General features: G+C 51.6%; 20 protein-coding genes. 11 read left to right on the forward strand and 9 right to left on the reverse strand.

Annotation, left to right across the window (positions count from 1 at the left end; genetic code table 11):
- Window positions 1-2 precede the first annotated feature (2 nt).
- From C3B51_RS04115 to C3B51_RS04135, 5 genes are all read right to left on the reverse strand, one after another.
- Entirely contained in the window at window positions 3-935 is a 933-nt protein-coding gene (locus C3B51_RS04115) for a glycosyltransferase family 2 protein (protein ID WP_130244264.1), read from the reverse strand.
- Window positions 892-2,031, reverse strand: a complete 1,140-nt coding sequence (locus C3B51_RS04120) for a polysaccharide pyruvyl transferase family protein (RefSeq protein WP_130244265.1) — start codon at window positions 2,029-2,031, stop codon at window positions 892-894. The genes C3B51_RS04115 and C3B51_RS04120 overlap by 44 nt, the downstream gene beginning before the upstream one ends.
- A gap of 247 nt (window positions 2,032-2,278) precedes the next feature.
- Window positions 2,279-2,962 carry a sugar transferase gene (locus tag C3B51_RS04125; protein WP_130244266.1) on the reverse strand — a complete coding sequence of 228 codons (684 nt, stop codon included), beginning with the start codon at window positions 2,960-2,962 and terminating at the stop codon, window positions 2,279-2,281.
- 2 nt (window positions 2,963-2,964) lie between these two features.
- Window positions 2,965-4,212 (reverse strand): WecB/TagA/CpsF family glycosyltransferase, encoded by a 1,248-nt coding sequence (locus C3B51_RS04130; RefSeq protein WP_130244267.1) that lies wholly within the window; start codon window positions 4,210-4,212, stop codon window positions 2,965-2,967.
- Between the two features lie 217 nt (window positions 4,213-4,429).
- Window positions 4,430-5,179: a hypothetical protein gene (locus C3B51_RS04135; RefSeq protein WP_125779531.1), complete on the reverse strand. Its 750-nt coding sequence runs from the start codon at window positions 5,177-5,179 to the stop codon at window positions 4,430-4,432.
- Between the two features lie 275 nt (window positions 5,180-5,454).
- On the opposite strand from C3B51_RS04135, the gene C3B51_RS04140 reads away from it, so the two are divergent.
- The 8 genes from C3B51_RS04140 to C3B51_RS04175 all read left to right on the forward strand — a co-directional run bounded on the left by C3B51_RS04140 (window position 5,455) and on the right by C3B51_RS04175 (window position 16,101).
- Window positions 5,455-7,095, forward strand: a complete 1,641-nt coding sequence (locus C3B51_RS04140; RefSeq protein ID WP_240701848.1) for an LruC domain-containing protein — start codon at window positions 5,455-5,457, stop codon at window positions 7,093-7,095.
- A gap of 12 nt (window positions 7,096-7,107) precedes the next feature.
- A complete protein-coding gene (locus C3B51_RS04145) occupies window positions 7,108-7,719 on the forward strand; it encodes a hypothetical protein (RefSeq protein WP_130244268.1) in 612 nt (203 codons plus the stop codon).
- A 148-nt stretch (window positions 7,720-7,867) separates the two neighbouring features.
- A complete protein-coding gene (locus C3B51_RS04150; RefSeq protein WP_130244269.1) occupies window positions 7,868-9,361 on the forward strand; it encodes a sigma-54-dependent transcriptional regulator in 1,494 nt (497 codons plus the stop codon).
- A gap of 254 nt (window positions 9,362-9,615) precedes the next feature.
- Complete coding sequence (locus C3B51_RS04155) at window positions 9,616-10,869, forward strand: oligosaccharide flippase family protein (protein WP_130244270.1); 1,254 nt, start codon at window positions 9,616-9,618, stop codon at window positions 10,867-10,869.
- 13 nt (window positions 10,870-10,882) lie between these two features.
- Entirely contained in the window at window positions 10,883-11,905 is a 1,023-nt protein-coding gene (locus C3B51_RS04160; RefSeq protein WP_130244271.1) for a glycosyltransferase family 2 protein, read from the forward strand.
- Window positions 11,906-12,149: 244 nt separating this feature from the next.
- Entirely contained in the window at window positions 12,150-13,418 is a 1,269-nt protein-coding gene (locus C3B51_RS04165) for a polysaccharide biosynthesis/export family protein (protein WP_130244272.1), read from the forward strand.
- On the forward strand, window positions 13,415-14,806 hold the full coding sequence (locus C3B51_RS04170; protein ID WP_130244273.1) for a GumC family protein: 1,392 nt from the start codon (window positions 13,415-13,417) through the stop codon (window positions 14,804-14,806). Before C3B51_RS04165 ends, C3B51_RS04170 begins: the two co-directional genes overlap by 4 nt.
- Before the next feature lie 11 nt (window positions 14,807-14,817).
- Window positions 14,818-16,101 (forward strand): O-antigen ligase family protein, encoded by a 1,284-nt coding sequence (locus C3B51_RS04175; RefSeq protein ID WP_130244274.1) that lies wholly within the window; start codon window positions 14,818-14,820, stop codon window positions 16,099-16,101.
- Here C3B51_RS04175 and C3B51_RS04180 read toward each other — a convergent pair.
- Window positions 16,035-16,541 carry an NYN domain-containing protein gene (locus C3B51_RS04180; RefSeq protein WP_130244275.1) on the reverse strand — a complete coding sequence of 169 codons (507 nt, stop codon included), beginning with the start codon at window positions 16,539-16,541 and terminating at the stop codon, window positions 16,035-16,037. The two genes, C3B51_RS04175 and C3B51_RS04180, sit on opposite strands and share 67 nt — an antisense overlap.
- A 222-nt stretch (window positions 16,542-16,763) precedes the next feature.
- Between C3B51_RS04180 and C3B51_RS04185 the strand changes: the two genes are divergently transcribed.
- Window positions 16,764-19,412: a purple acid phosphatase family protein gene (locus tag C3B51_RS04185; RefSeq protein ID WP_130244276.1), complete on the forward strand. Its 2,649-nt coding sequence runs from the start codon at window positions 16,764-16,766 to the stop codon at window positions 19,410-19,412.
- Between the two features lie 406 nt (window positions 19,413-19,818).
- Entirely contained in the window at window positions 19,819-20,025 is a 207-nt protein-coding gene (locus C3B51_RS04190; RefSeq protein WP_130244277.1) for a hypothetical protein, read from the forward strand.
- Between the two features lie 114 nt (window positions 20,026-20,139).
- Here the strand turns inward: C3B51_RS04190 and C3B51_RS04195 are convergent, their stop codons facing one another.
- Complete coding sequence (locus tag C3B51_RS04195) at window positions 20,140-21,396, reverse strand: amidohydrolase (RefSeq protein WP_430929832.1); 1,257 nt, start codon at window positions 21,394-21,396, stop codon at window positions 20,140-20,142.
- A gap of 482 nt (window positions 21,397-21,878) precedes the next feature.
- Window positions 21,879-22,466 (reverse strand): serine hydrolase domain-containing protein, encoded by a 588-nt coding sequence (locus C3B51_RS04200; protein WP_130244279.1) that lies wholly within the window; start codon window positions 22,464-22,466, stop codon window positions 21,879-21,881.
- Window positions 22,467-22,629: 163 nt separating this feature from the next.
- On the opposite strand from C3B51_RS04200, the gene C3B51_RS04205 reads away from it, so the two are divergent.
- Complete coding sequence (locus C3B51_RS04205; protein WP_130244280.1) at window positions 22,630-23,022, forward strand: hypothetical protein; 393 nt, start codon at window positions 22,630-22,632, stop codon at window positions 23,020-23,022.
- Between the two features lie 73 nt (window positions 23,023-23,095).
- Here C3B51_RS04205 and lpdA read toward each other — a convergent pair whose 3' ends face one another.
- The gene (gene lpdA / locus C3B51_RS04210; RefSeq protein WP_046003627.1) at window positions 23,096-24,520 is read right to left on the reverse strand and encodes a dihydrolipoyl dehydrogenase; all 1,425 of its coding nucleotides are present in this window, start codon (window positions 24,518-24,520) and stop codon (window positions 23,096-23,098) included.
- Window positions 24,521-24,606 lie beyond the last annotated feature (86 nt).

Here is a 24,606-nt window from a genome sequence, read left to right on the forward strand (position 1 = left end):
GCCTACCGAATAAGCCCAAACGACACTCTGGACAAGGTGCTGCGGCATACGCTCAGCGTCAGGTAGGCACTCCAGTGCAATGGCTTGGCGCGTGCCACCGGATTGGCCAGTAGTCGCAACGCCTGGCCATATAAGCGATGCTTAATGTTGCGCTTGGCCAGGTCGCAGATGTGGGTCGCGACATATTTATAAGCCATCGCAGTGTGCGCCACCTCGCCGTTTTTAATGGCGCTGAGCAGGCGCTCGGCAAACGGACAGATCTGAGTGGGTGGTGCCTTATCACAGGCACTGCCCGGCGCGCCCAGAAAATAAAAGCTTTCAATGGCCGGAGAATACACGATGCGTGACTTCAGGGCAGCCTGCACATAGAAACTCTGATCTTCGCCCATCCATTCGCCCACAGGAAAACCGCCTAACTGCTTGAACGTGGTTTTGTCGACCACTAAACTCGACATGGTAAAGGGTAGATCACCATTCGCCGCCACCTCAAAGTAGTTGTCCATTTCATACCCTTCGGGTGCCCAGTTGGTCAGTGCGATTTTGGCGTCGATATATTCGCCATTATCCAGTACCTTTTGATAGCGCGACGCAAACAGGCCTGCCTGCGGAAAACGCTGGATCAATTCAGCCATACGTGCCAAAAAGAACGGGCTCCAGGTGTCATCGGCATCCAAAAATGCCACATAATCACTGCTTGCCGCTTTAACCCCTTTATTACGCGCAGCAGAGACACCCTGATTGGTCTGACGTACCAGACGTAAATTGGGCAAGCCCAGATCAATCACTTTTTGCGGGCTATCGTCGGTCGAGCCATCGTCAACGACTATGATTTCAGCGGCCTGATGGTGCTGTGCATGAACACTTTGCAGTGCCCGGACAATGCACTCGCTTTTATTGTACAGCGGAATAACGACTGTGAATTGGATGGTGTTCATAGTGTTCGCTCCAGTTAGAAAGGGATAAAGTAGTGGCTTGAGCTATGGCCAGACGCGGCGCGTCAAAGCCACGATCCAGACCCCGATACATCACCCGAAACAAGGTATCCGGGTTAAACTCATTGGCATCAAACGCGTACTGCTCGGGCAGACCAATTTGCTCACACCATTGCGTGCACTTGGCGTGATATTGCAGGCTGATAAAGGGCGTTTGCGTCATATAGGCATAAATTTGTGCATGTAATCGCATTCCAACGACCACCCTGAACATCGCCATACACTGCAAGATACTGGCTGGGTTCGGTACATAGCGGATCCGTTTAACCGTCACATAATCAGGCAGGCGCGCCTCAATTTCGTCGTGAATGGCCCGGTCGCTGCCCTGTGCCTGATCGTTCAGGTCAATCAGATAGATGTCTTCATTGGTAAAGCTCCACACCGTGGTGATCAGGTCCACCGCTTTGGCAATCCGGCGCAGCTCGTTGTGCTCATTAACCGCGCCAAATGCATCAATGGATTGCGGACAAAAGTTAAAGGCAATGCCCTGACGCGCCACCGGATTCAGTCTCCCTTTAAGGTGATGCAACAAAGAAGGTGCAAGGTCAAAGGTGTGCTTCAGATTGGCATGCGGAGCCAGCGCCTCTGCAATGTCGTAGCTTTGCTTATCACGCAGTGTGACCAGGCCACATTCGTAGAGAAACTTTTTGCATTGCAGTTCGTCATCCAGGGTTTTGAACGGCTCAATGCCCACGCCCAGCGCCATCGCCTGGTTGCGACCACTCAGTGCCATCATGTGACGCTTCAGTGCGATATCGCGGCTGCTGTGCAGCACAGAGCCACCACCAAAAATCACATGCTGTGCGCCATAGGCATGGCGATAGTGCCACAGTCGTTGATGACCCCGAAACAACAGGGGTTGTTGCCCACTGCAATTTAACTGGTTCACCAGAGGGTCGCCTGCTGGGGCACTGACCGTCACCTGCTCGCTGTTCAGAAAATGCCGGGCGCCCATCACCGATGCCAGCATGAGCGCATCATCACCGCTGTTACGCATGCCGTAGTAGCCAACAATATAAGCTTTGTTTTTTGCTGCCATTGTGCTGCCTCGTTAAGTTAAGATACTGAGTTATTGCAGCACTCATGCCAAAATTTACACCACTGTTTTTATTGAGTTTTTTGTGTTTTTCTCGTTTTTTGTCGGGACTAATTTGCAAAAGGCAACGCGTTATTTTTTCACAATTAGCAAAATAGAAATGACCCTGTTCAAAATAAAAAACCACCGGCTGAGCGGTGGTTTTATGGCAAAACACAAGTTAAGTGCAACATTATCACTCCCGTTGGGGTTAATAGGCTCCTTTGGCGCCCAGGACACAAGGAATGGTTTTAAGTAAAATCGATACATCGTTCAGCGCACTTTGCTCTACGATGTACTGTTTATCCAGCTGAACCTGCTGCGCAAACGTGGTATCGGCGCGACCTGTTACCTGCCACAGACCTGTCAAACCCTGCTCGCTGTTCAGACGTCCCAGCTCGTGAGGTTGATACGCATTGACTTCATTTTCCAGCGCCGGACGCGGACCGATTAACAGCATGTCGCCACGTGCCACGTTCATTAACTGAGGTAACTCATCAATGGAATATTTACGAATAAATGCGCCAATGCGGGTAATACGCGGATCGTTACGATACTTAGCACAGACCCCTTCGCGGTCGCTTTGCGCCGGATCCGGATTGCGAAATCGCGGATCGCTTGGCATATACATAGAGCGGAACTTATACATGGTAAAGCGACGGCCCAGCTTGCCTACCCGAACCTGCTTGTACACACACGGGCCCTGGCTCTCCAGCTTGATCAACACTATCACAAGCAGTAAAAACGGGCTGAGCAGTAATAATCCGCTGATCGCAGCCAGGCGTTGCAAGCAGGCCGGGATACCATGGTGACGACCGTCCAGTTTTGTCTGTTCAGAAACAGATGATGATACCGGGGTGAACTGAGTTGCTGTGGTTTTTTTGATGCTATACATGATTAAAGTCCTCGCAAAGCTTGTTGTAAAACGTAAACTCGAAAGAGAAAAACGGGGTTGCCGAGCACATAACGATGAAACTTGGCTCTAGGCTCCTGGATAAGACGCCACACCCATTCAAGGCCCAGCTCTCTCATCCACATTGGCGCACGCGCTATGTTGCCCGAGAAAAAGTCGAACAAGCCGCCAACCGCCAGCGCACACTGGGCGTGGAGCTTGTGTTTGTGACTGTCTATCCAGATCTCCTGGCGCGGCGAGCCCAGCGCGACCAGCACTATGTCGGCGCCACTTTGATTGATTTGATCAACAACGGCCTGGTCGTCATCGAAGTAGCCGTGCTGCACACCCGCAATGCGCAATCCCGGATAGGTATCGCATAGGTTATCAGCGGCCAGGCGTGCAACGCCTGGCTGTGCCCCCAACAGGAATAACGAACGTTGATGTGTTACGGCGGCGCGGCACAGTACAGGCAGCATATCGGTGCCATTGTTGTTATCAGCCAGGCTCATCCCCGCCTGACGCGCCGCGATCCGCATGCCCGAGCCGTCGATAAAGTTACGGTCGCTGGCTTGCAAAACCCGATACAACTGCGCGTTACCGGCTGACAGATTGACCGAGTTAACATTGATGTAATAGGCCGAGCGACATGTTTGCTGCTCGTTGTCCTGCACCACCCAGTCAACCGCGTTTTGCATCTGTGTGTTACTAAAGGGAATACCAAATAGGGTACTGTGCTGTGGCATGTTTGCAGACTTGCGATACAGGCACAGACACAACAGGGTTTTGCTGATCAGCAACACATCGGCAGCAGTACCCTGACGGCTTTGTTGCTGTAATAATGTCAGTGGTGTGTCGGTATTCAGCCCGGTCAGGCTGCGCAGCCACAAGCCATCAAATAACCCGGGCATGTGACAAGGTGAGCGCAGCCGCGTTACTTTAGGAATACTGACTCCGGCTCGTACTAAAGGATTGCCAACAAAGTGGATTGAGCCACTCAAGACATTGAACAGCGCCGCGCTGCATTTACACACGCCGACCTGCCAGCTGAGCAGACGCACGGGCCGCGCACTGATATCAATCCAGGTTTGGCGACGCAGCGGTGCTTTAAAACACAGCAGTGCCGCAGTCGTATTGACGATAAACAGCGGCAACAGGGCGATGATCAGTGACAGGGCTGCGCTAACACGCAGTGCTGTCTTAACGCTGGTATGGCCTGCCTGTGATGACTGAGTATTAAGATAGGGTGACATCGCATCCTCCGCTGTTTAGTGAATTACACTAAGGAGATAGCGAAGACCGTGCCAAACTTTAACCCATTGTTTTATAGAGACTATTTGAAGTTTATCGGGAACATGAAGCGCGTAAACTGCATTGCATTTTGAGAATTTTTTTATTTTGAAAAACCCTCAGCTCTTTTTTAAAAACCCTCCGCTCTTTTTAAAAACCCTCCGCTCTTTTTAAAAACCCTCAGCATTTCGCAAAGTAATGTGGATAAAGGGTTTGGATCTGTGCCAGAGCCCCTGGGACACGTGACTGGACCACAGCCAGTTTATCTGCCTGCTCTTCGGGCCGGGACAAACTATAGCCCAGCAGCAGGCGCGAGCATTTGAAGATGGCAGTATGAAAGCACTTATCCAGCAGCGAACACTTCAGGGGGCCATAGTTAAAGTGACGAATATAGTCATCCAGTTGTGCATCAAAGGTATTGTTCCAGTGCTTTTGCAGCTCGGCCACGCCTGCGCAGCCCGTGGCATAATGGATCACATGTCCGTTTTCGCCCCAGCCAATCCCCTGTGACTCGGCCACGGGCTCTGTCATAGAGGTGATGAGGGTATCCAGCCAGGCAATCGCCTGAGGACAGTTGCGCATTAACATGACACCTGAGTTAAACGCCCCGCTATACCCTCTGGCAAGATACAAAAACTTGTCTGGCTGATAGAGGGTATCCAGCGCCGGGCAGGCTGGCTGAATACAGGCATCGGCATCCACAAACAACACCTGCCGGTAACCGGCCTGTAACGCCGCTTTGAGCAAAAACAATTTAAGCCAGCAACACTCAGCGCCAAGCCGGTTCAGCCAGGGACGGGTCACCACCACATAATCGTATCCCATCCGCTTTGCGTATTCGCGCTGGCTGTTCAGATAACGACGGTAGCGCCACTGATAGCCATTCAGTGCCACAGAGAATATCAAAGTGTCTGATTGAGCAAAGTGCATACTTACCTCCTTTGTGCCTTATCCCTGTTAAGCAAGTATTGCACCGATCATTGAAAATATCCTGCGGCGCGCTACAGGCAGGCTGCTTTGGTTGTTTTACCGCCCTACCTGCGCGGTTTTTTGTTTGCAAAGCGCAATGCAGTGCAATTTGCGAAAAACCCGAGAACAACAAGAGAAAAAAACATAACCCATTGAAAATAAAAAGATTAAATTTTGGCACGCTTCATGAAATATCGAACTCAGATAGAAAAAACTGACTTTCAATCGGAGCGAATATGATGAATTTACCTAACACTCTTTATCCCTTGATGGCCACTGGCTTAATCGCCTCTGGGCTATTATCGTTTGCAGCTGGCGCCGTAGAGCAAATCGACGGTCAGTATGTCTGGCAATTCCAGTCTGGCCAGGCCTGGCCGTTTGGCTACAACCAGTCTACCGGCAAGCCAGATTCTATGGTGTATGCACGTGATGAATATAGCCGTGAATTTTTTCAGCGGATCCAAAACGCACTGCCCGAGGCTAAAATCAACGAGGCATTTATCACCGGTGATGCCGGCTCTACCATCCACCTGAGCGAAGATGCCGAGGTCTTCATTACCTTTATTCACGAAGGCGCGGGCTATAAAAACTCGTTTGGTTATTTTACCTTTGATCCGCAAAACCCACCGCAAACCCCTGAAGACGTGCAGGAAACCATCGTTTTCCCTAACCTCAGTTACCCTCACCTGACCAACGGGCACCGTGTCAGCATAGGTGAATTTGGGGCAGGCACCAGTATTGGCTTTTTTATCGCTGCCAATGGTTTTTGGTATGACACCGGGGTTAAGCCATTTAAAACACCCTACTACTACTCGCTGTCGAACCTGAACCCTGAAAGCAACGAGACGCTGCGTCAGCACTGTGTTTTGCTGCTGGATGAAGCCCAGCAGGAAGTGGTTATCGGCTTTGAAGACCTGCCACGCACCTGGGGCGACAACGATTTCAACGATGCCGTATTCAGCGTGAAAAGCTCACCGGCTTCTGCCATTTCTGCACTCAACCTGACCGTTATGCCCGAGCAAAACGACAGCGACGCCGATGGCATTGAGGATGAACTGGATGAATTCCCCAACGACTTTAACCGCGCTTACAGCCAGTATTTCCCCAGCGCACAAGGGGTAACCACTTTGGCCTTTGAAGATAACTGGCCTGCGCGGGGCGACCATGACCTCAACGACTTAGTGGTGAAGCAGCGTATTCGCATGACCTACAATGCCGATAACCAGATCAGCGGGTTTATCATCAATGGCTGGATCACTGCACGCGGCGCCGCCTATCAAAATGGCTTTGGTCTGCGATTGATGAACAGTGAGCCCGGGCTCATCAAACAAGCCAGCCTGACCATAGACGGGCAAAGCTTCGGCAAAACCGCTGAAAGCGGACAGAGCAACGCGGTTTTATCGCTGTGGAGTAACACCCATGTATTCACCACCACCGGGCAATCTGGCCAATGTCAGCACTTTAATACGGTGATGACCTGTGATTACTTTGAGCCGGTGCCTTACACCTTCGATGTGAGTTTCACACAAGGCCTGGATGCACTCAGCATCAGTGATTTTGATTTCTTCCTGTATCGTACCCAGGATCGCTCACTAGAGATCCACCTGGCGGACTACCCGCCAACAGACAAGTTTGATAGCAGTCGCTTTGGTACCGCCGATGACACCTCAAATGCGCAAGCCAACCGCTATTTCAGAACCGCCGAAAACCTGCCCTGGGCACTGATGATCAGTAACGACTGGCACTACCCCAGAGAGTATCTTGATGTTATCTGGGCCTACCCGGCCTATGAGACCTGGGTAGAAAGCAACGGCGAGCAGGCGCAGGACTGGTTTATGACCAACGAACGCACCACCCACACATTCAGCGCACACTAAGAGGACACAACCATGACAACATTTAACCAAGTTTCGACCCTGACCCTACTGTGTTTAACCTTGTGCGCCTGCGGTGGCGGTGGTGGTGAAGGCGGCTCATCCGGGCCTGCCAGCACCAGTCCGGCGAGTTCATCCAGTAGCACGGTTACAACACCGGCACCGACTGCGAACACGCAGCCACAGGCGCAAACGGATGACAGTAGCGCAACCCCGGCGCAACCCGCCGAGCCTGCGCCAAATTACGACCCGGATCCAGCGCGGCTGGACAGTGCGGCCGAAACGTCCAACGACTTGCACGTCAAAGCCGATTTTAACTTCAGCACCAGTAAATCCGTGACCCTGGACTTGGGCGGACAGGATGTTTTTGGCGACTCTCTGGCCAATAAAATGGTCAAAATCTACGCCCTGCATGAGGTGGTTGAAAGCTATGAAGATCAAGCGCTGGCCGATAAAGCGCTGCTGGCAACCACGCGCTTTAACAGTGCAGGCCAGCTCACGCTGACACTGGATGTACCGGTCAATTACCAGACCCTGTTGATTAGCGTTGATGGCATGCTGCAAAGCAATCATTTGCTGAGCGAACTGACGATGCAGGCAACCACAGTAGCACACCAGTTTAACTGAGCCGTTTAATCGCTTCCTCGCCAAACCGCTGGTCAGTGACTACTGAGCAGCGGTTTTCTCATTGTGCCGTTGCTTGTTTATTAATGCTTCAATTTGTCTAAGACTGTGTAATACTTCTATTAACACGCGTTAACTCAGGCAGGATTACATGGACCCGGTTACTAACATCACCTTGCTGTTCGTCGACGACGAGCCCCTTATTTTACGTTCACTTACGCGGGCGCTAAAACACGAGCCCTACACTGTGTATACCGCGCAAAGTGGCGAGGAAGGCCTGGCCTTGTTAGAACAACACCCCATCGATGTGGTGGTGTCGGATAAAATGATGCCCAATATGTCGGGGATAGAATTTCTCGCTCAGGTTGCCGAGCGCTTTCCGGATACCATTCGCATGATGCTCACCGCCTTTACCGAGGTTGAAGATCTCATTGATGCCATTAACCAGGGCAAGGTCTGGGGCTATATGCAAAAGCCCTTCGAGATGAGCAATATCAAACTCACGCTCGAGCAGGCCGTGCAAACCAAAATGCTGGTGGCCGAACGCAATATGTTACGTGCCAGCCTGCAGCGTTATCGCAGCTCGCTCAAATCGCAATTTTACCGCTTTGTGGGTGACTCCATCGCCATGCAAATGGTCTACAAGGCGATTGAAAAAGCCGGTCCCAGCCAGGCCAATGTGTTTATCACCGGGCCCAGTGGTACCGGTAAGGAATTGGCCGCCGACGCCATTCACCGCGCCAGCACCCGCAAAGATAAACCATTGGTGTGTATTAACTGCGCCGCCATCCCCAGCGAGCTGATGGAGTCTGAAATCTTCGGCCATATCAAGGGCGCCTTCTCGGGGGCGGTTACCAACCGCGACGGGGCTGCGACTCAGGCCGATGGCGGCACCCTGTTTCTCGATGAAATTGGCGAAATGGATATGAACCTGCAAGCCAAGATCTTACGCTTTGTGCAGTCTGGCACCTTTCAGAAGGTCGGCAGCGGTAAAGAGGAAAAGGTCGATGTACGATTTATCTGTGCCACCAACCGCGAGCCGCACCAGGCGATTGCGGATCAGCGTTTACGGGAAGACTTATTTTATCGCTTGAATGTGATTGCCATTGATTTGCCGGCGCTGCATGAGCGAGATCACGATGCGCTGCAAATTGCACAGCATTTTTTGAGTAAGTTCAGCGAAGTTGAAAACAAAGTGTTTGTGGGCTTCTCACCCGCCGCCGAGCAGCTGATCTTACGCTACGACTGGCCGGGCAACGTACGCCAGCTCGAAAACCTCATCCACAGCTGTGTGGTGATGTCCGACGGGCCACTGATCACCGAAGACACGTTGCAAATGCAGCTTAAACTTAAACCCAGCGATGCCCAGGCACTGCTCAATGGTCAATCAGGCGCGATGCGCAGCAGCCCACCGCAGCCATCACAGAGCGTGCAGCAAAGCGGTTATGCACCATCTCAACAGGCTGCCGAGATCCCATCTGAAAGTCAGATCTGCTCGCTTGCCGAAGTCGAACGTATCGCCATTGAAAAAGCCATTGCCGCGTGCGACGACAACGTGGTGAAAGCCGCCAGCTTGCTGGAAGTCAGCCCCTCAACCTTGTACCGCAAAATACAGCAATGGGGTGATAAAAATACGGGTGCCTGATTTTATCGGGCGCTCTCCCATTCGCAGATCGCAAATTGCAAAACCCCAGTCGCAAAATGCGATCTGCATACCTTAAGTTTTACCTAAACACCTTCTGCATACACCCCTCGCTATCAAATCAGGCAATCTAAATTACAAATAAAGTATATAAAAAACAGATAGCTAATCAGCTTTCTTGAATTCTTTTACAACCTCAGCTCGCCTTGGTACGGATTTTGGTTAGTAAAGGTATCTGATAACAAGAGAGCAATGCCATGACACACCCAACCAGCACCATGCGGACCCTGCTCAGCAATACCTCTTACCTGATCGGTGCCGAGGTGGTTGCCAAGGCCTCGCGGCTGATCAGCATCATGGCGATGGCAGCCTGTTTGTCTGCCACTGAGTATGGCACGGCCATGCTGGCGCTGACCGTGCACGAAGTGCTGAGGCTACTACTGCGCTCTGGTGCTGGCGCACAGGTGATCCGGGCCAGCGATGACGAATTACCCGCTTTTTTGAAAAACGGCCGGTTATTACAGTGGCTGCTGTGTGTTGCCTTATGTCTGGTGCAAATTCTGGTGGCACTGGCCAGCAGCTGGTTGTTTCCAGGTCAGGACATGACTGTGCTGATTGCCTTGATGGCGCTGACCTACCTGGTCTTTCCACTGGTCTGTAATCAGGTTTTCCTGATGCAACGGCGCAACCAAATGGGCCTGTTCGGCCTGATCAGCAGCGTCTGCATTATCACCGAAAACTTAGCCCTGGCTGCTGCGCTGTATCTCGACGCTGGATTACTGGCCGTGGTGATTGGCAAATGGGCCTTCACCTTGCTGTGGCTTGGCTGCTTTGCCTTTGTCCCCACTTCGGCCATGACAGGTCAGTTCAGCAAAGTCGTATTTACCCGATTACTTAAAGCATCCACCCAGCTCGCTGGCAGCGAAATTCTGCGCTCGCTGCGTGTCAATATGGACATGTTTGTCGCCGCACGCTTGCTGAGCCCAGAACTGTTCGGCCTGTACAGCTTTGCCAAAAGCGTGGGAGTTGGACTGGCGATATCGGTTGCTCAGGCTTACACCACTGCCCTCTACCCCTTTGTTTGCAAACTGAAAAACGCAGGCAATTTTGCTAGCAGACACAGCCAGCTGCTGCTCGCCATTACGGCGGCTGTGTCTGCCATTTTTATTGTTCAGGCGTTGCTGGTGCCCTGGTATGTGCCAGTGCTTTTCAGTGAACACTGGCAGGGCAGCTTTACCACCAGCGCACTGCTGTGCCTGATAGCCACCAGCACAGTGTGGACCGACAACTACGCCGTGATGCAACGTGCCAATGGCCGCTTTGCCCGAGAGTGCCAACTGAATGCTTATTGCTTACTGATTTCACTGGCCGGGCTGTTAATGCTACAGCCTGACCAACCCGTTTTACTTGCCGCAGTACTGGTGAGTTGCAGCGCACTGTGGCTGCTCTTCCCTTTGGCAGACTTTGCGCTGAGACGCTGTGATGTCGGCGCAGCAAAATCTTCCTCATGATCCGGAGCCCATTATGACTAACTATGTGATTAACTCGAAACCCGTTGTCAGTATCGTCATCCCTATGTACAACGTTGAAAAATATATTGATAAATGCATCTGCTCGGTGCTCAACCAGACCTATCACAACTTTGAAGTGATCTGCGTTGATGACGGCTGTAGCGATAACACACTCAACTACCTGAGAGACTATAAAGATCACCGGATCCATATTATTCGTCAGCAAAACCGCGGCCTGTCCGGAGCACGTAATACCGGGATCCGCAACGCCCGCGGGGTTTATATTGCTTTGCTGGACGCCGACGACTACTGGGCCGTCGATAAGCTCGAAAAACATATTGCCCACCTGAATCGCAACCCTCATGTTGACGTCAGCTACTGTCCATCCTTGTTTGTTGACGATGACAATAAACAACTGGGGATTGGTCAGTTTCCAAAATTAGACAATATAGACGCCAAAACCATTTTTTGCCGTAACCCGGTAGGCAATGGCTCCGCACCGGTCATACGTGCAGCCGCGCTGGAAAAGGTCGCCTTTCACGACGAAACCCGCAGCTGGCGACAGTATTTTGATGAAAACCTCAGACAGTCTGAAGACATTGAGATGTGGCTGCGCCTGGCGCTGAACAGCGGTGCCGTTTTTGCCGGGATCCCTGAGCCGCTGACCTTTTATCGCGTCAATGCCAGTGGCTTATCCGCCAATTTGCAAAAGCAATATCAGAGCTGGGAAAGTGCGGTTAAAAAACATAAACGCAGCCACGCAAAGTTTTTTGAACAATGTGGTTCGCTCGCGCGTGCTTATCAGCTCAGATATCTGAGCCGTCGTGCCGTGCAATCCCGCAATACCGCAGCGGCACTTAAACTTATCCATAAAGCGCTGTTTACCGACATTCGGATTTTACTGGAAGAACCCGGCCGCACCGCATTGACCTGGTGCTGTGCCCTGACCAGTCTGCTGCCAAAATCCTTGTACGACCGTGCAGAGAAGCTGGCCATGCGCACCCTTGGTCAGGCGAACAAGCACCCAACCAGCTAACCCTTCGCTCCCGGGCCTGCACCGTTATCAGGCAACTGATAACGCACCTCGCATCAATGGCCCTTAGCCAGCATTTGCTGGCTTTTTTCATTTTGAAATTGCTTTGCAAAATACAAAAAAACACCGTGCAAAACGCCTTCAAAAACCCACAAAACATTGTTTAATAAGGAATAATAAAATTGGCTTAGATTATGCTCCTGTCATGCTAAGAACACTGAGTAAGACTACTGCCAAGGAGCAAACCATGACACAAGCGACTTCAACAACCACCCTGATGACCCGCATCTCTGCGCTTGTACTGTGTATGCTTGGCACTGGCTGCACACTCAGCCCCGATTACGACGAGGACGATTTCTATGGCATGCCACACGCCACAGGCACTCAGTTCAACCAGTCACACTCGGTGTTTGCATCACGTTTAAGCTGCACCGATGCCGACAACTTTGCAGCGGCGGCTAACTTTCGGGTTGACCAGCCTATTCCACTGGCAGCGCCGGGCCTGAGCCCTAATGAATCAAGCTACCGAGGCGCGTTCGGTGCAGCACCGTTAAGCCCGGGCGACCTTATTCAGGTCAGAATGGAATACGGCGAAGGCTTTAACGGCGACTATGTGCTGGACAGCTCAGGCGCACTGACACTACCTGTGATTGAACCCATCTACGCCGCAGGTTTAACCACCAAGGCCCTGGCGCAAAAAGTGGAGCTGGCGCTTATTCGTGCCAAAATCTTCCGTGCTCAGACGCTGGATGTCACTGTTAAAGTGAAAACCTGGGCCGCCATAGAGGTGCCTGTCTCAGGCGCGGTCTTTTCGCCGGGCCGTGTCACCATCAATGCCAAGTTACCGGAACAGCTGCTAGATCAGCAGGTGGCGGCGTCGGGCGACCATTCAAAACAGCGCCTGCTGTCAGAGGCCATTCGGGCTGCGGCCGGTGTCCGCCCCGATGCCAAACTGGACCAGGTGATCCTGGTTCGCCAGGGCTGGCGCATCGAAGCGGATCTGACCGGTATTATGACCGGCCAGCCGGTCAAAGATCATGTCCTCATTGCCGGCGATCAGGTAATAGTACCCAGCACCGGCTGTTTTCAGCCCAACCTGGTGAAGCCGTCACAGATCACGCCAAAAGGCTTCCGGGTCTTTATGTCTAACCTGATTGACTCTTCAATGAGTAATGCCAATGCCGCCATCGGCCGCTTCTCTAGCAACCTGCCTTACGGCACCCGGCTGTTGCAGGCCGCTATTTCTGCCAACTGTGTGGGTGGTAAAGAATATACCAATGCACCGCGTCGCATTGTGCTGGTCAGCAACCACCCGCTGACCGGCAAAACCCAGGTGATAGAGCGCTCGGTAGAAGAGCTGATGCGTAAGTCTTATCGTGACCACATTAACCCTTATGTAATGCCGAACGATGCCATCGCCTGCTATGATTCAGATATCACCAATCTACGTGATATCGCCCGGACGCTGTTAGATATCGTTTCACCCTTCTCTTTGCTGAGTAAGGAGGACTCATGAACACGCAACTTCAGGTAACCACGCCCTATTCACGCTTCAGGGCCACGATTTACCGTACCCTGCGCAAGCCCTACCTGGTCACTTGCCTGGTCAGCTACGCGATTATTTTACTGCTGGTGTTTGCCTACCTGCAACAGCCAGCTAAATACCGTAGCGACCTGGATATGGTGTTGCCCGGCACCGGCGCCAACAGCAATGTCTCGCTTGATGAGGTGGGCCAGGTGGTGTCATCCACCAGTGCACCGTTTGGCAAAGGGTATAACCCCAGAGTCAATTACAAAGAAATGCTGATGAGTAAAAACCTCATCGACAATGCAGCAAGTTCAATGGGTCTGTCGGCTAAAGAATTTGGCCGCCCTAAAGTGCGCCTGACTGAGCAAACCTCAATTTTAAATATTGAGATCACCGGTGCCAGCCCGCGTATTGCCGAGAAAAAAGCCTGGGCGCTTTATAACGCATTGCAGGACCAGCTGGACCACCTGCGTGCCGACGAAGTACAGCGTCGCGATGCCAGCATCAAATCTGTGCTGGACCAGTACCGAGAACGCCTTAATCTGACCCGCAGTAACATCACAGACTTTCAGCAGCGCTCTTTGCTGATCAGCCGCGACCAGCTTGATCAGCAAATGCGCACCCTGTCTAACCTTAAAGAGCAGGTGGCCATCGTTAAAGCCGAAATTGGCCGCGCTGAGTATTTTGTTAGCCAGCTCAGTGTTGACTTAGGGGTATCGCCCTCCATGGCGGGCCAGGCCTTTGTGCTGCAATCGGACGGAGAATTCAGAGCTTACCTGTCTGAGCTGGACAAAAGCGCCGCCCAGCTGAGCGAATACCGGTCTCGCTGGGATGATGGTCATCCTATGGTAAAAGCCGAGCTGGCGCGCTTTGAGCAGTCGAAAATGGCGCTCAGAACCCGCTCAGAAGGCCTGGTTGGGATCAACGCCGCCCATGCGTTTCACACCACAGATCTTGCCTCTAACCCCAATCGCGCGCAATTGTTTGCCGATCTGATCAGCGCCTTTGCGGCTAAAAAAGGCTCAGAAGCAAAATTGGTTGAGCTGGAAAACGAAGTACAGCTGCTGAATGAAAAGCTGAAAGTCTACGCCAGAGAAGCGGCGGAGCTGGAACGTCTGGAGCGTGAGTTTGATTTGGCCAAAGCCGTATTCACCTCAGCCGTGGCACGCCTCGAGGCTGGTAAAGCGGATATTTTTGCCTCTTATCCGGTGATCCAGTTAATGTCGCCACCGTCTTTGCCCACCAACTCGTTCACTCCGAAAAAGTCCATTGCCGTTGCCGCAGCACTGGCCGCGATGATCTTCTTATCAATGGGCGTGTTAATGATCAACAAACGTCGGGTGATCATCTCGGTGGTGATGAAACAACCTGACTAGCGGAGGCCGGCATGCTATTCACCGCCTATCTACCCTTTAAGGACAAGCGCTTTATCAGCACGGAAGAAAAGCTGGTCTGGGCAGGTCTGGTGCTTACCTACCCCACTTTTATGCTGGGCATGTTGTATGTGATGGGTTCCATCATTGGCTGGCTGATTTTTATGGTGGTCTTGATGCGCTGCTACCTGGACTTAAATGCCAAGCCCCGGCCGCTGTCGCCGATGATCTGGATGTGGATAGTCGCCATGTTACTGATGCTGGTGGCTTTGCTGATCGCCCACAGCGACTGGTCTTTGGGCGTTGGGCAAACCATTAAGTCGACCATCGGCTGGATGAAAGGCTGGGCGCTGCTGGCAATTTTCCCTGTGATTGCCGCTTTGGCAAAAATTCGCAAAGAAGTCGTGATCCGCGGAGTCTGCATTATTGCCATTCACACGCTGATCTTCTCACTGATCTCCGTCGCGTTTTATGTGGTTAAGCTACCGGGTGATATCTTCCTGTCGCCGCTGAAAGTGATTGGGGGACCAGGGGAGAGCTTTTTTATGGTCAGTTTTTACGGCATCAATCCCGAAACAGGCGCCGGACGCTGGCGCTTCTTTACCCCCTGGGCACCGGCTGCCGGCTTTATGGCCTGCATCTACCTGGTGTTTTGTTTGCAAGAAAAAAACGCCCAGGTTCGCCGCTGGGCAATCGCGGGCTGCTGGGCCATGCTGATCTTGTCACAATCGCGCGCCGGTATCGCGATTTTCATTATGATGTTTCCGCTGGTACTGTTCAGCGATAAGTTTAAGGAGCCCTGGATGTTGCTGCTGCTCGGGATCACCATCCCGCTGATTTTACTGCTGGGCGAGCCCATTTATAATGCAGTGATGGACTCCTACGAGGCGGTAAAACAACAACGCCCGGGCTCTACCCGAGTGCGCAAAGCGCTGGCCAATATTGCCATTCAGCGCTGGCAAGCCGAAGCGCCCATCTGGGGGCACGGGATTGTTGAGCGTGGCCCTAAAATGGTGGAATTTATGCCCATCGGCTCGCACCACAGCTGGTACGGACTATTGTTTGTCAAAGGCCTTGTCGGGGCAGTAGCGCTGGCCATTCCTATGCTGGTATCGAGTGTTTATTTACTGTGGGCGTCGCAGGATTCTAAAACTGCACAGACCGCTTTGTGCCTGATGGCGGTGCTGATCTGCTACAGTTTCTTTGAGAATTTAGAGATTTTATCGTATCTCTACTGGCCGGCTTTATTGTGGTTTGGCTTTGCATTTAGCAATAAGCGCTCGTCAATGGCTATGTAACGGGTGGCCGCGCGCTTGAGCGAGTTGGCAGTCAGCTGGGGCACTCCGTACACCTCGACCTCACAGTTATGGCGGCTTTGAATACGCTCGGCCAGCAAGTCAAAGTCACCATCTCCAGTCAGTAACACCACCACATCGCAATGAGGTGCGCACTCCATGGCATCCAGGGTGATCCCCACATCCCAGTCACACTTGGCGGAGCCATCCGCTCTTTGAATATAGGGTTTTTGTTTGACCTCAAAGCCGATGGCTCTGAGAATATTCTGGAACTGTTGCTGCTTGGGCGCATTGGGCTCGCTGGAATACGCCAAAGCCCGGTACAAAGTGCGGTCTTTAAGCACTTGCTGCCAAAAGCCGTTGTAATCAAAGCTTCTGCCATAGGCCTGGCGGATGGTGTAGTAAATATTCTGGACATCGACCAGAATAGCGATTTTTTTCATGGTATTACGGACCTTTTAATTTGTTTGTGGAGAAGGCCGCGTACCACACAGAGTGTGAATGAACGCATGGATGCCCTGGTGGTAAAAGTGGCTGTCACTATATCACAGAACCCAGACGATGCGGGTCATAAATAAGACGTTAAAAATTCACACCGTTTACACTTTTAATACACCTGTTCCCCGGATAATCCCGCATTTCGTTCAAATACCAAGGAAACCAACATGACATTGAATCTGCGGGTACTGTCGCTCAGTGTGTTACTGGCGGCAGGTCAGGCGCACGCCCACACCGAAGGGCTGGCAGTCCACCCCTATTTGCAATCAGCCACCCCCACCAGCATCTGGATCAAATGGGAAACCAGCAGTGGTGATGAGTCCATTGTTGAATGGGGCACCACGGCACAGCTGGGCCAGCAAGCCAGCGGCTCCAGCGAAACGGGTTATCTGCTGAGCCGCATTCACGAAGTTCAGCTCACTAACCTGGCACCCGATACTGTGTATTTCTACCGGGTGAGAACGGGTGATACCTACAGCCATGTTCATAAATTCAGAACCCCGCCGCTGGCCTCTGCCGAGAAGCGCAGTCGCATTCTGGCAATCAGTGATATGCAACGCGACTCCAGCAATCCGGGTAAGTTCAGCGAAATCATTAATCAGGGCGTGTTACCTTATGTGCAACAGGCACTGGGGCTCGAATTACACGATGGTTTGAATATGACGCTGATCCCTGGCGACTTAGTCGACAATGGCCAGGATTACAACAGCTGGCGCACCAGCTTCTTTTCACCCATTGCGGCGCTGGCCAGCTCAGTGCCTCTGTACCCGGCTCCTGGCAACCATGAGCGCGATACGCCCACTTACTTTAAATACTTCCGGCTGCCGGAAAACGGCACGCCGGGCTATGAAGAACACTGGTGGTATCAGGATCATTCCAATATCCGAGTGCTGTCGCTCGACACCAATACCAATTACCGCATTGATGAACAGCTCGTCTGGCTGGACAAAGTACTAGCCGAAACCTGCCTGCGTGCGCAAACCGATTTTGTCTTTGCCCAGATGCACCACCCGCATAAATCAGAAATGTGGATAGCCGGTGAGACCGACTACAGCGGTAAAATTGTTGAACGCCTCGAGGCCTTTTCAACGCGCTGCAACAAACCGAGTATTCACTTTTTTGGTCACACACATGCCTATTCTCGCGGCACCAGCCGGGATCACAATCACACTATGGTGAATGTGGCCTCCGCCGGGGGCAACCTGGATTATTTTGGTGAATTTGCCCAGCGCGACTATACCGAGTTCTCGGTCAGTGAAGACGAATACGGCTTTGTGGTGGTCGATGTTACCGCAGGTGACGACCCGGCCTTTGAGCTCAAGCGCATTTCAATGGGGGATGAGCAGGTGCCACTGAACAGCCAAGTTAAGGACACTCTGACGGTAAGATTAAACAACACTGCACCGTTTACGCCTGAAATATTGGCCCCCACAGGACAAGTCCCGGCCAGTTGTGCCAACGCAGTCGCCACCTTATTTGCCGATCCCGACAAAGACCTGTTTGGCGCTGCTCACTGGCAACTCAGTAACCACTGTGACGATTTCAGCCAACCGCTGCTGGATACCTGGTATCAGCACGAAAATATCTGGGACGGCGTTGATACGCGAGCCGGGCTGGCGCCAAACCGCTTTGCACTCGGTCAGCTGGCACCCGGCGCTCAATACTGCGTGCGCATGCGTATGCGGGACCGCTCACTGGCCTGGAGTGACTGGTCACAGCCACACCCGTTTACCACTACAGACAGCACACACCTGACCGATAACCTGCTGCAAAACCCCGGTGCAGAGCTGGGCACCGACAGCTGGCAAGGTGAAGGACCGCTGGAAAGCCTGACAGATAAAGCCTGTGGCTCAGTGTCACCCCATCAGGGTGAACATTTCTTTGCCGTCGGGGGCGTATGTGACAATGAAAGCAACAGTGGCCGCGCATATCAGCGTGTTGATGTCAGCAACTGGGCGGCCAGCATAGACAATGGCACACTCAAGGCCCTGTACGCAGGCTGGCTGCGCAGCTGGGGTGGCAGCGATATTCCTGCTTTTGCGCTCGAATTTCGCGATGCGGATCTGGCGCTGCTGAGCACCACCACCGAGGTCAGAGGCGCTACGGCCAGCTGGCAACGCTATGCTAAGGAAACTGCGCTGCCTGCTAATACCCGTTATATTGATTTTGTGCTGACGGGCCTGCGCACCAGCGGCACCGACAACGACAGCTATTTTGACAATTTAGCACTTAGGCTTGCCGAGCAAAGCGACTGTGCCACAGTCTCAGACAGAGGGCCTGATGGCGTGGCGGACGACTTCATTACGCAGCAACCGGGCAATTCAGGCAATCTACTGCAAAACCCGGGCGCAGAAGCCGGTATTCAGGGCTGGAGCGGCCCCGGTCCGGTGGAGTCTTTAACAAATAAACAATGTGACTCAATTCCCCCGGCAACTGGTGAGCGGTTTTTCGCCGTTGGTGGTGTCTGCAATGGAGAATCGGCTCAGGGTCAGGTAAGCCAAACAATCTCGGTGCAGCACTACAGCCGTTTAATTGCAGCAGGCCGGGTTAGCGCCCGTTATGGTGGCCAATTACGTAACTACAGCGGCAAAGATATCCCCGCACTACAACTGCGCTACCAGGATAACCGTGGTCAGCTGCTGGGTGAAAGTGAAAAACTCAGCACCGTAGCGGCACAATGGACAGCGCTATCCGGGCAAACACAACTACCCAAAGACACGGCCTACATCGAGTTTGTTCTGCTGGGAACACGTAATCACGGCAGCGATAACGACAGCTATTTTGATGACTTGATATTGCAAATACTGGTGGATTAACCAGAGCGCCGCCGAGTCTATCGGCGGCTTCTTGCATTTTTCGCACTGGCATATCTCAGGTTCAAAGTCTTTTATCTTGCCATGTTTGATAACGCTGATCCGCAACACGAAGACGTAAAAGACGGTTGTTATGTGGTCCATATCAGGCAGCATTTTACCTTCGAATATCATCACATCTGTTGATGTGCGGATGAAATACCTGTACGTATATGCTGGGGATGTCTAAGTATTACAGTGTACTAACGAGCATTCGGTTTACAACACGCTGCCAAAGCCAATTAAAACGTATAAGAGCCATCCTTTACATTAAGCTACAAATCTTTGCAAAACAATTTATTTACTAACCTCCTCTAAAATGCAAACATGCATGGGCATTTAATGCACAAATAAAAATAAGGAAATAGTAATGAAACTTAAAATATCTAAAAAGAAACTTAAAAGTTTATCGAAAGACCTGACAACCATCCCGGCAACAAAAACTGCTGAAATCGGTGGTGGTGATAAGTGGTCACACTATGGTCACTGTGAGCCCACACGCGTTGTATACTGTGGTTCGTTCGACTGTCCGTCAGACCCGAATGACACCAACTGTGGCACGTATACCTGCCACTAAGTTTAAAGCAATGATGCGACTACGTCGCATCATTTTAGTTCTCTTTTCACCGCTTACCTGCCTACAAAAAACACCAGCCGGTATAGTGTTTTCATACTAAATCCACACCATTTACTATCGTGCCTGAGCCATATAATCCAGCGTAAACTCGGTCAGCGCTCGCGTGCCCAATTTAAACGCCGATTCATCAGCAATAAAATAGGGAGAATGGTTGCTAGCCGCCTCTCTTGGGTCGGTTCCTTTGGCTGTGCCACCTAAAAACACGAATAACCCGGGCACTTCCATGGCGTAAAACGAGAAATCTTCAGCCCCCGTCACCTTAGGCATTTCAATCATGCCCTGTGCGCCGAATACCTTCTCCAGGGTGGGCAACATTTGCGCGGTCAGAGCCGGGTCGTTCACCGTCACCGGATAACCCTCAATGATCTTTACATCAGCCTTGTTGCCGGAAGCCAGTGCAATATGCTCGGCGGTATGGGTGATCTTCTCAAAGATCTGCGCGCGGTTGTCCATATCAAAATTACGTATGGTGCCGACCATATTTACCTCTTCGGGAATGATATTGTTGCGCACCCCCCCGGCAATTTTGCCGAACGAAACTATCGCCGGCTCTTTGGTAATATTGATCTGACGACTAACAATGTGGTTTACCCCGGACACTATCTGCGCCGCAGCGGCAATTGGGTCGGCGCCGGCCCAGGGGGTAGAACCATGAGTTTGTTCTCCTTTCACACTGATCTCGAAGCGATCAGCACTGGCCATGGTCGGCCCACTGCGATATCCCAGCTGACCCACATTGAGCTTAGAGGTAATGTGCAAACCAAACGCTACATCGGGCTGGTACTTTTTAAAGATCCCTTCTTTGAGCATTAACTCTGCGCCGCCCTCTTCCCCTTCTGGTGCCCCCTCTTCGGCAGGTTGAAAGACAAACATTACATTGCCTGCGAGCTCATCACGCATGCCCGCCAGCACCTCAGCCGCGCCCATCAACATGGCCACATGGGTATCATGACCACAGGCATGCATAATGCCCACATCTACCCCCCGGTAATTGGTGGTTTTGGTGGATTTAAACGGCAGGTCATTCTTCTCGGTCACCGGTAGCGCATCCATATCGGCACGCAGCATCACGGTTGGCCCGGGCTTAGCCCCTTTGAGCATGCCCACCACACCGGTGTAAGCAATCCCGGTTTCTACTTCCATCCCCAGCGCTTTAAGGTGTTTAGCCACCTTAGCCGCGGTGCGCACCTCACGATTTCCCAGCTCAGGATTTTGGTGAATATCCCGGCGCCACTCAATCACTTTAGGCTCCACCTGCTTAAGCAAACTGGCATGATCCGCCGCCTGAGCCCCCATAGTCACGGCCCCCATAATCGACGCCAAACTCAGACTCAGTATAGATTTTTTCATACCCCTTCCTTTTATATTTGTTATTAGTCGGCAAATAAAATAACAGACAAAGTTATTAGATAAAGGGATTTGCGACAGGGCCGGGATGGCTGCGGTGAGCTAAACTGAACAGGCTGGATAGTAATCGCTCCTTGGCTCAATTAACGACATAGGAGCAGATACCATCAAGGCTATTCGGACTATTTTGACCACACCTTAGACTCCAAGATGACAAAAATTTTATAGCCGCAAACTTTGACAATAAATTCATTGTTAACAATCAGGATCTGGATGAGCCTGCGTAGTCATGGAGTTCAGGAGCCGAGGTTTAAACCAATATTAGTGACCTGCTCAGTCATACCCGCCTTGAGCCGGTATCTACTCTCGGACTAAAAGGAGGAGCGCTTGAGCCTTTGTAGCCAAATACAAGGCTCAAATATACGTTTTCAATAAGCAGTAGCCACTTACAACTTAAACAAAGGCTTGCCCTTGCCCCGATAAAGTCCGATGGGCGTCAGGCTGGTTTTGCCTTCAGTCACACTGAGCTGGTAATAATTCTGTGTGCATTCAAGCGAAAACGCGTTGTTAGCTCTGGCGATGAGTTTGCGTTTTTCGCTATTTCCTTTTTGCCCGTACAGAACGCCATCTTCATAGGTTACATGCAGGCGCGGCTGTCCGGCTGACTGGTACTCGCCGACTAAGGTTTTGGCATAGTCAGGGCTCAGTGACGGAATGTATTTTCCCAGCGGATCCTGTATTGACAGCTTTTTTCTGTCAGCCAGTTGCAAAATGGCCGCGGCCGTAAATTGCTTGGTGATAGAGCCAATCTGAAAAACCTGCTCGGTATTGAGTGGCAATTTGCGCTTGATATCAGCCAGACCCGCAGCCTTGCTGTAAATCAGCTTATTGCCCTGCTCCAGCCGCACGGCTATGCCAGGTTGCTGTGCTTGTGTATAGCACGCCAGCGTGGCGTCGAAATCTTGATTGCCTGCCTGTACACCTGTGCTCAATGCACATAAAACGATGCCTGCCTGAAGCGGTTTAACCGTCATAACAAATTCCTTGTGGTTGTTTTTATTTTTGGTCCAAACTAACACTAACAAAGTGACTGAATGGTGACAATGTGCACTGAGTTAATTACCAGCTCCTTATGTGTACGGTTTTTGCTTCGTATATCTAAGTAAAAGTGCAACCTAGCACTTAAGGAAATGAGAGATGAAAGTAGACGGTTTTAATACCACATACGCCCTGCCTGCAAAGCAAAGCGCTACTATGGAGGCGACAAACGGCAACACGTTGCCACAGAGCACAACACTCAGTGAAGCCAGATCCGTAGACATGAATCGTTTTGGTCTGAACGAGCTCAATGCACTGATCCAGTCAACAGGAGATGAGCGGCTGCTCTTCAGACTGCCCCATGATACGTTTAAATTGGTTGATGGTGAGCTTCAGGGTTCACAAAGCACAGGTTTGTTATCGCAAATTGCGCGAGAGATTGCCTTTGAGCGCAGTATAGGCAATGATACTCAGGAGTTAGAGAGTTTTTTGGATGTGTTAAAAGGCTATCAGGGCTGCCCTTTGCAACCCGGCATCGACACAAGTGCGTGATGCTTGGTATATATCCGTTACAAAAAACCCGGCCTATTTAAGCCGGGTTTTTCAGTTCAATAAGAAGTGTGAATTACTTCTTCTTTACTGCCTTTTTGTTCGGCAGATCAGTGATTGAACCTTCGAAGATCTCAGCCGCCAGGCCGATTGACTCGTTCAGCGTTGGGTGAGCGTGGATAGTCAGTGCCACGTCTTCTGCGTCTGCCCCCATCTCTACTGCCAGGCCGATCTCGCCCAGCATTTCACCAGCGTTGATACCAACCATAGCACCACCGATCACGCGACCAGTCTCTTTGTCGAAGATCATCTTAGTCTGACCTTCAGTACGTGCAGAAGCAATTGCACGGCCAGAAGCTGCCCACGGGAATACCGCAGTTTCAATGCTCAGACCTTGCTCTTTCGCTTCTTTCTCAGTCACACCCACCCATGCGATTTCTGGATCTGTGTACGCGATTGAAGGAATGCACTTAGGATCGAAGTAGTGTTTCTTACCAGAAATCACTTCTGCCGCAACGTGCGCTTCGTGAACCGCTTTGTGCGCAAGCATAGGCTGACCTACGATGTCACCAATCGCGTAGATGTGGTTTACGTTAGTCTTCATTTGCTTGTCAGTGTTGATGAAGCCACGCTCGTCAACCGCAACACCTGCTTTGTCTGCGTCAAGCAGTTTACCGTTAGGCGTACGACCAACCGCAACCAATACTTTGTCGTAACGTACCTGGCCTTCTGGTGCTTGCTTGCCTTCGAATGAAACGTAGATACCGTCTTCTTTCGCTTCAACCGCAACAACCTTAGTAGACAGCATCACGTTGAACTTGTCTTTCACGTACTTCTGGTAAATCTTGATAACGTCTTTGTCAGCCGCAGGAACCAGCTGGTCTGCAAACTCAACCACGTCGATTTGCGAGCCCAGTGCACGGTACACAGTACCCATCTCAAGGCCGATGATACCACCACCCAGAACAAGTAGTTTTTCTGGTACGTCTTTGAGCTCAAGTGCGCCAGTTGAATCAATGATACGCTCATCTTCTGGAATGAAAGGCAGGTTTACAGGCTGAGAGCCTGCTGCGATGATGGCGTTGTCGAAGTTGACAGTCGTTGTGCCGTCAGCACCTTCAACCGCGATAGAGTTAGAGCCGGTGAATTTACCGTAACCACTAACTACTTTCACTTTACGCATTTTCGCCATGCCAGACAGACCGCCTGTCAGCTGACCAATTACAGACTCTTTCCAGCTACGGATTTTGTCCAGGTCGATTTGAGGAGCACCGAAAGTTACACCGTGTGAAGCCATTTCAGCTGCGTCGTCGATTACCTTAGCCACGTGTAAAAGTGCTTTTGAAGGAATACAACCTACGTTCAAGCACACACCACCCAGGGTATCGCGAGATTCGATCAATGTAACTTCTAAACCTAGGTCTGCTGCACGGAATGCTGCAGAGTAACCACCAGGACCACCGCCTAGTACAACAACTTGAGTTTTGATTTCGTTGCTCATGTTATTACCTTAACTATTATTCGAACGGGACTCTACTCGAGTGAGTATCCGCACCCAATGTGCCTGATCATCGGCAAGCGCTGCCA

It is taken from the genome of Pseudoalteromonas rubra (genome assembly GCF_004212645.1).
In the GTDB taxonomy this organism is placed as follows: Bacteria; Pseudomonadota; Gammaproteobacteria; order Enterobacterales; family Alteromonadaceae; genus Pseudoalteromonas; species Pseudoalteromonas rubra_G.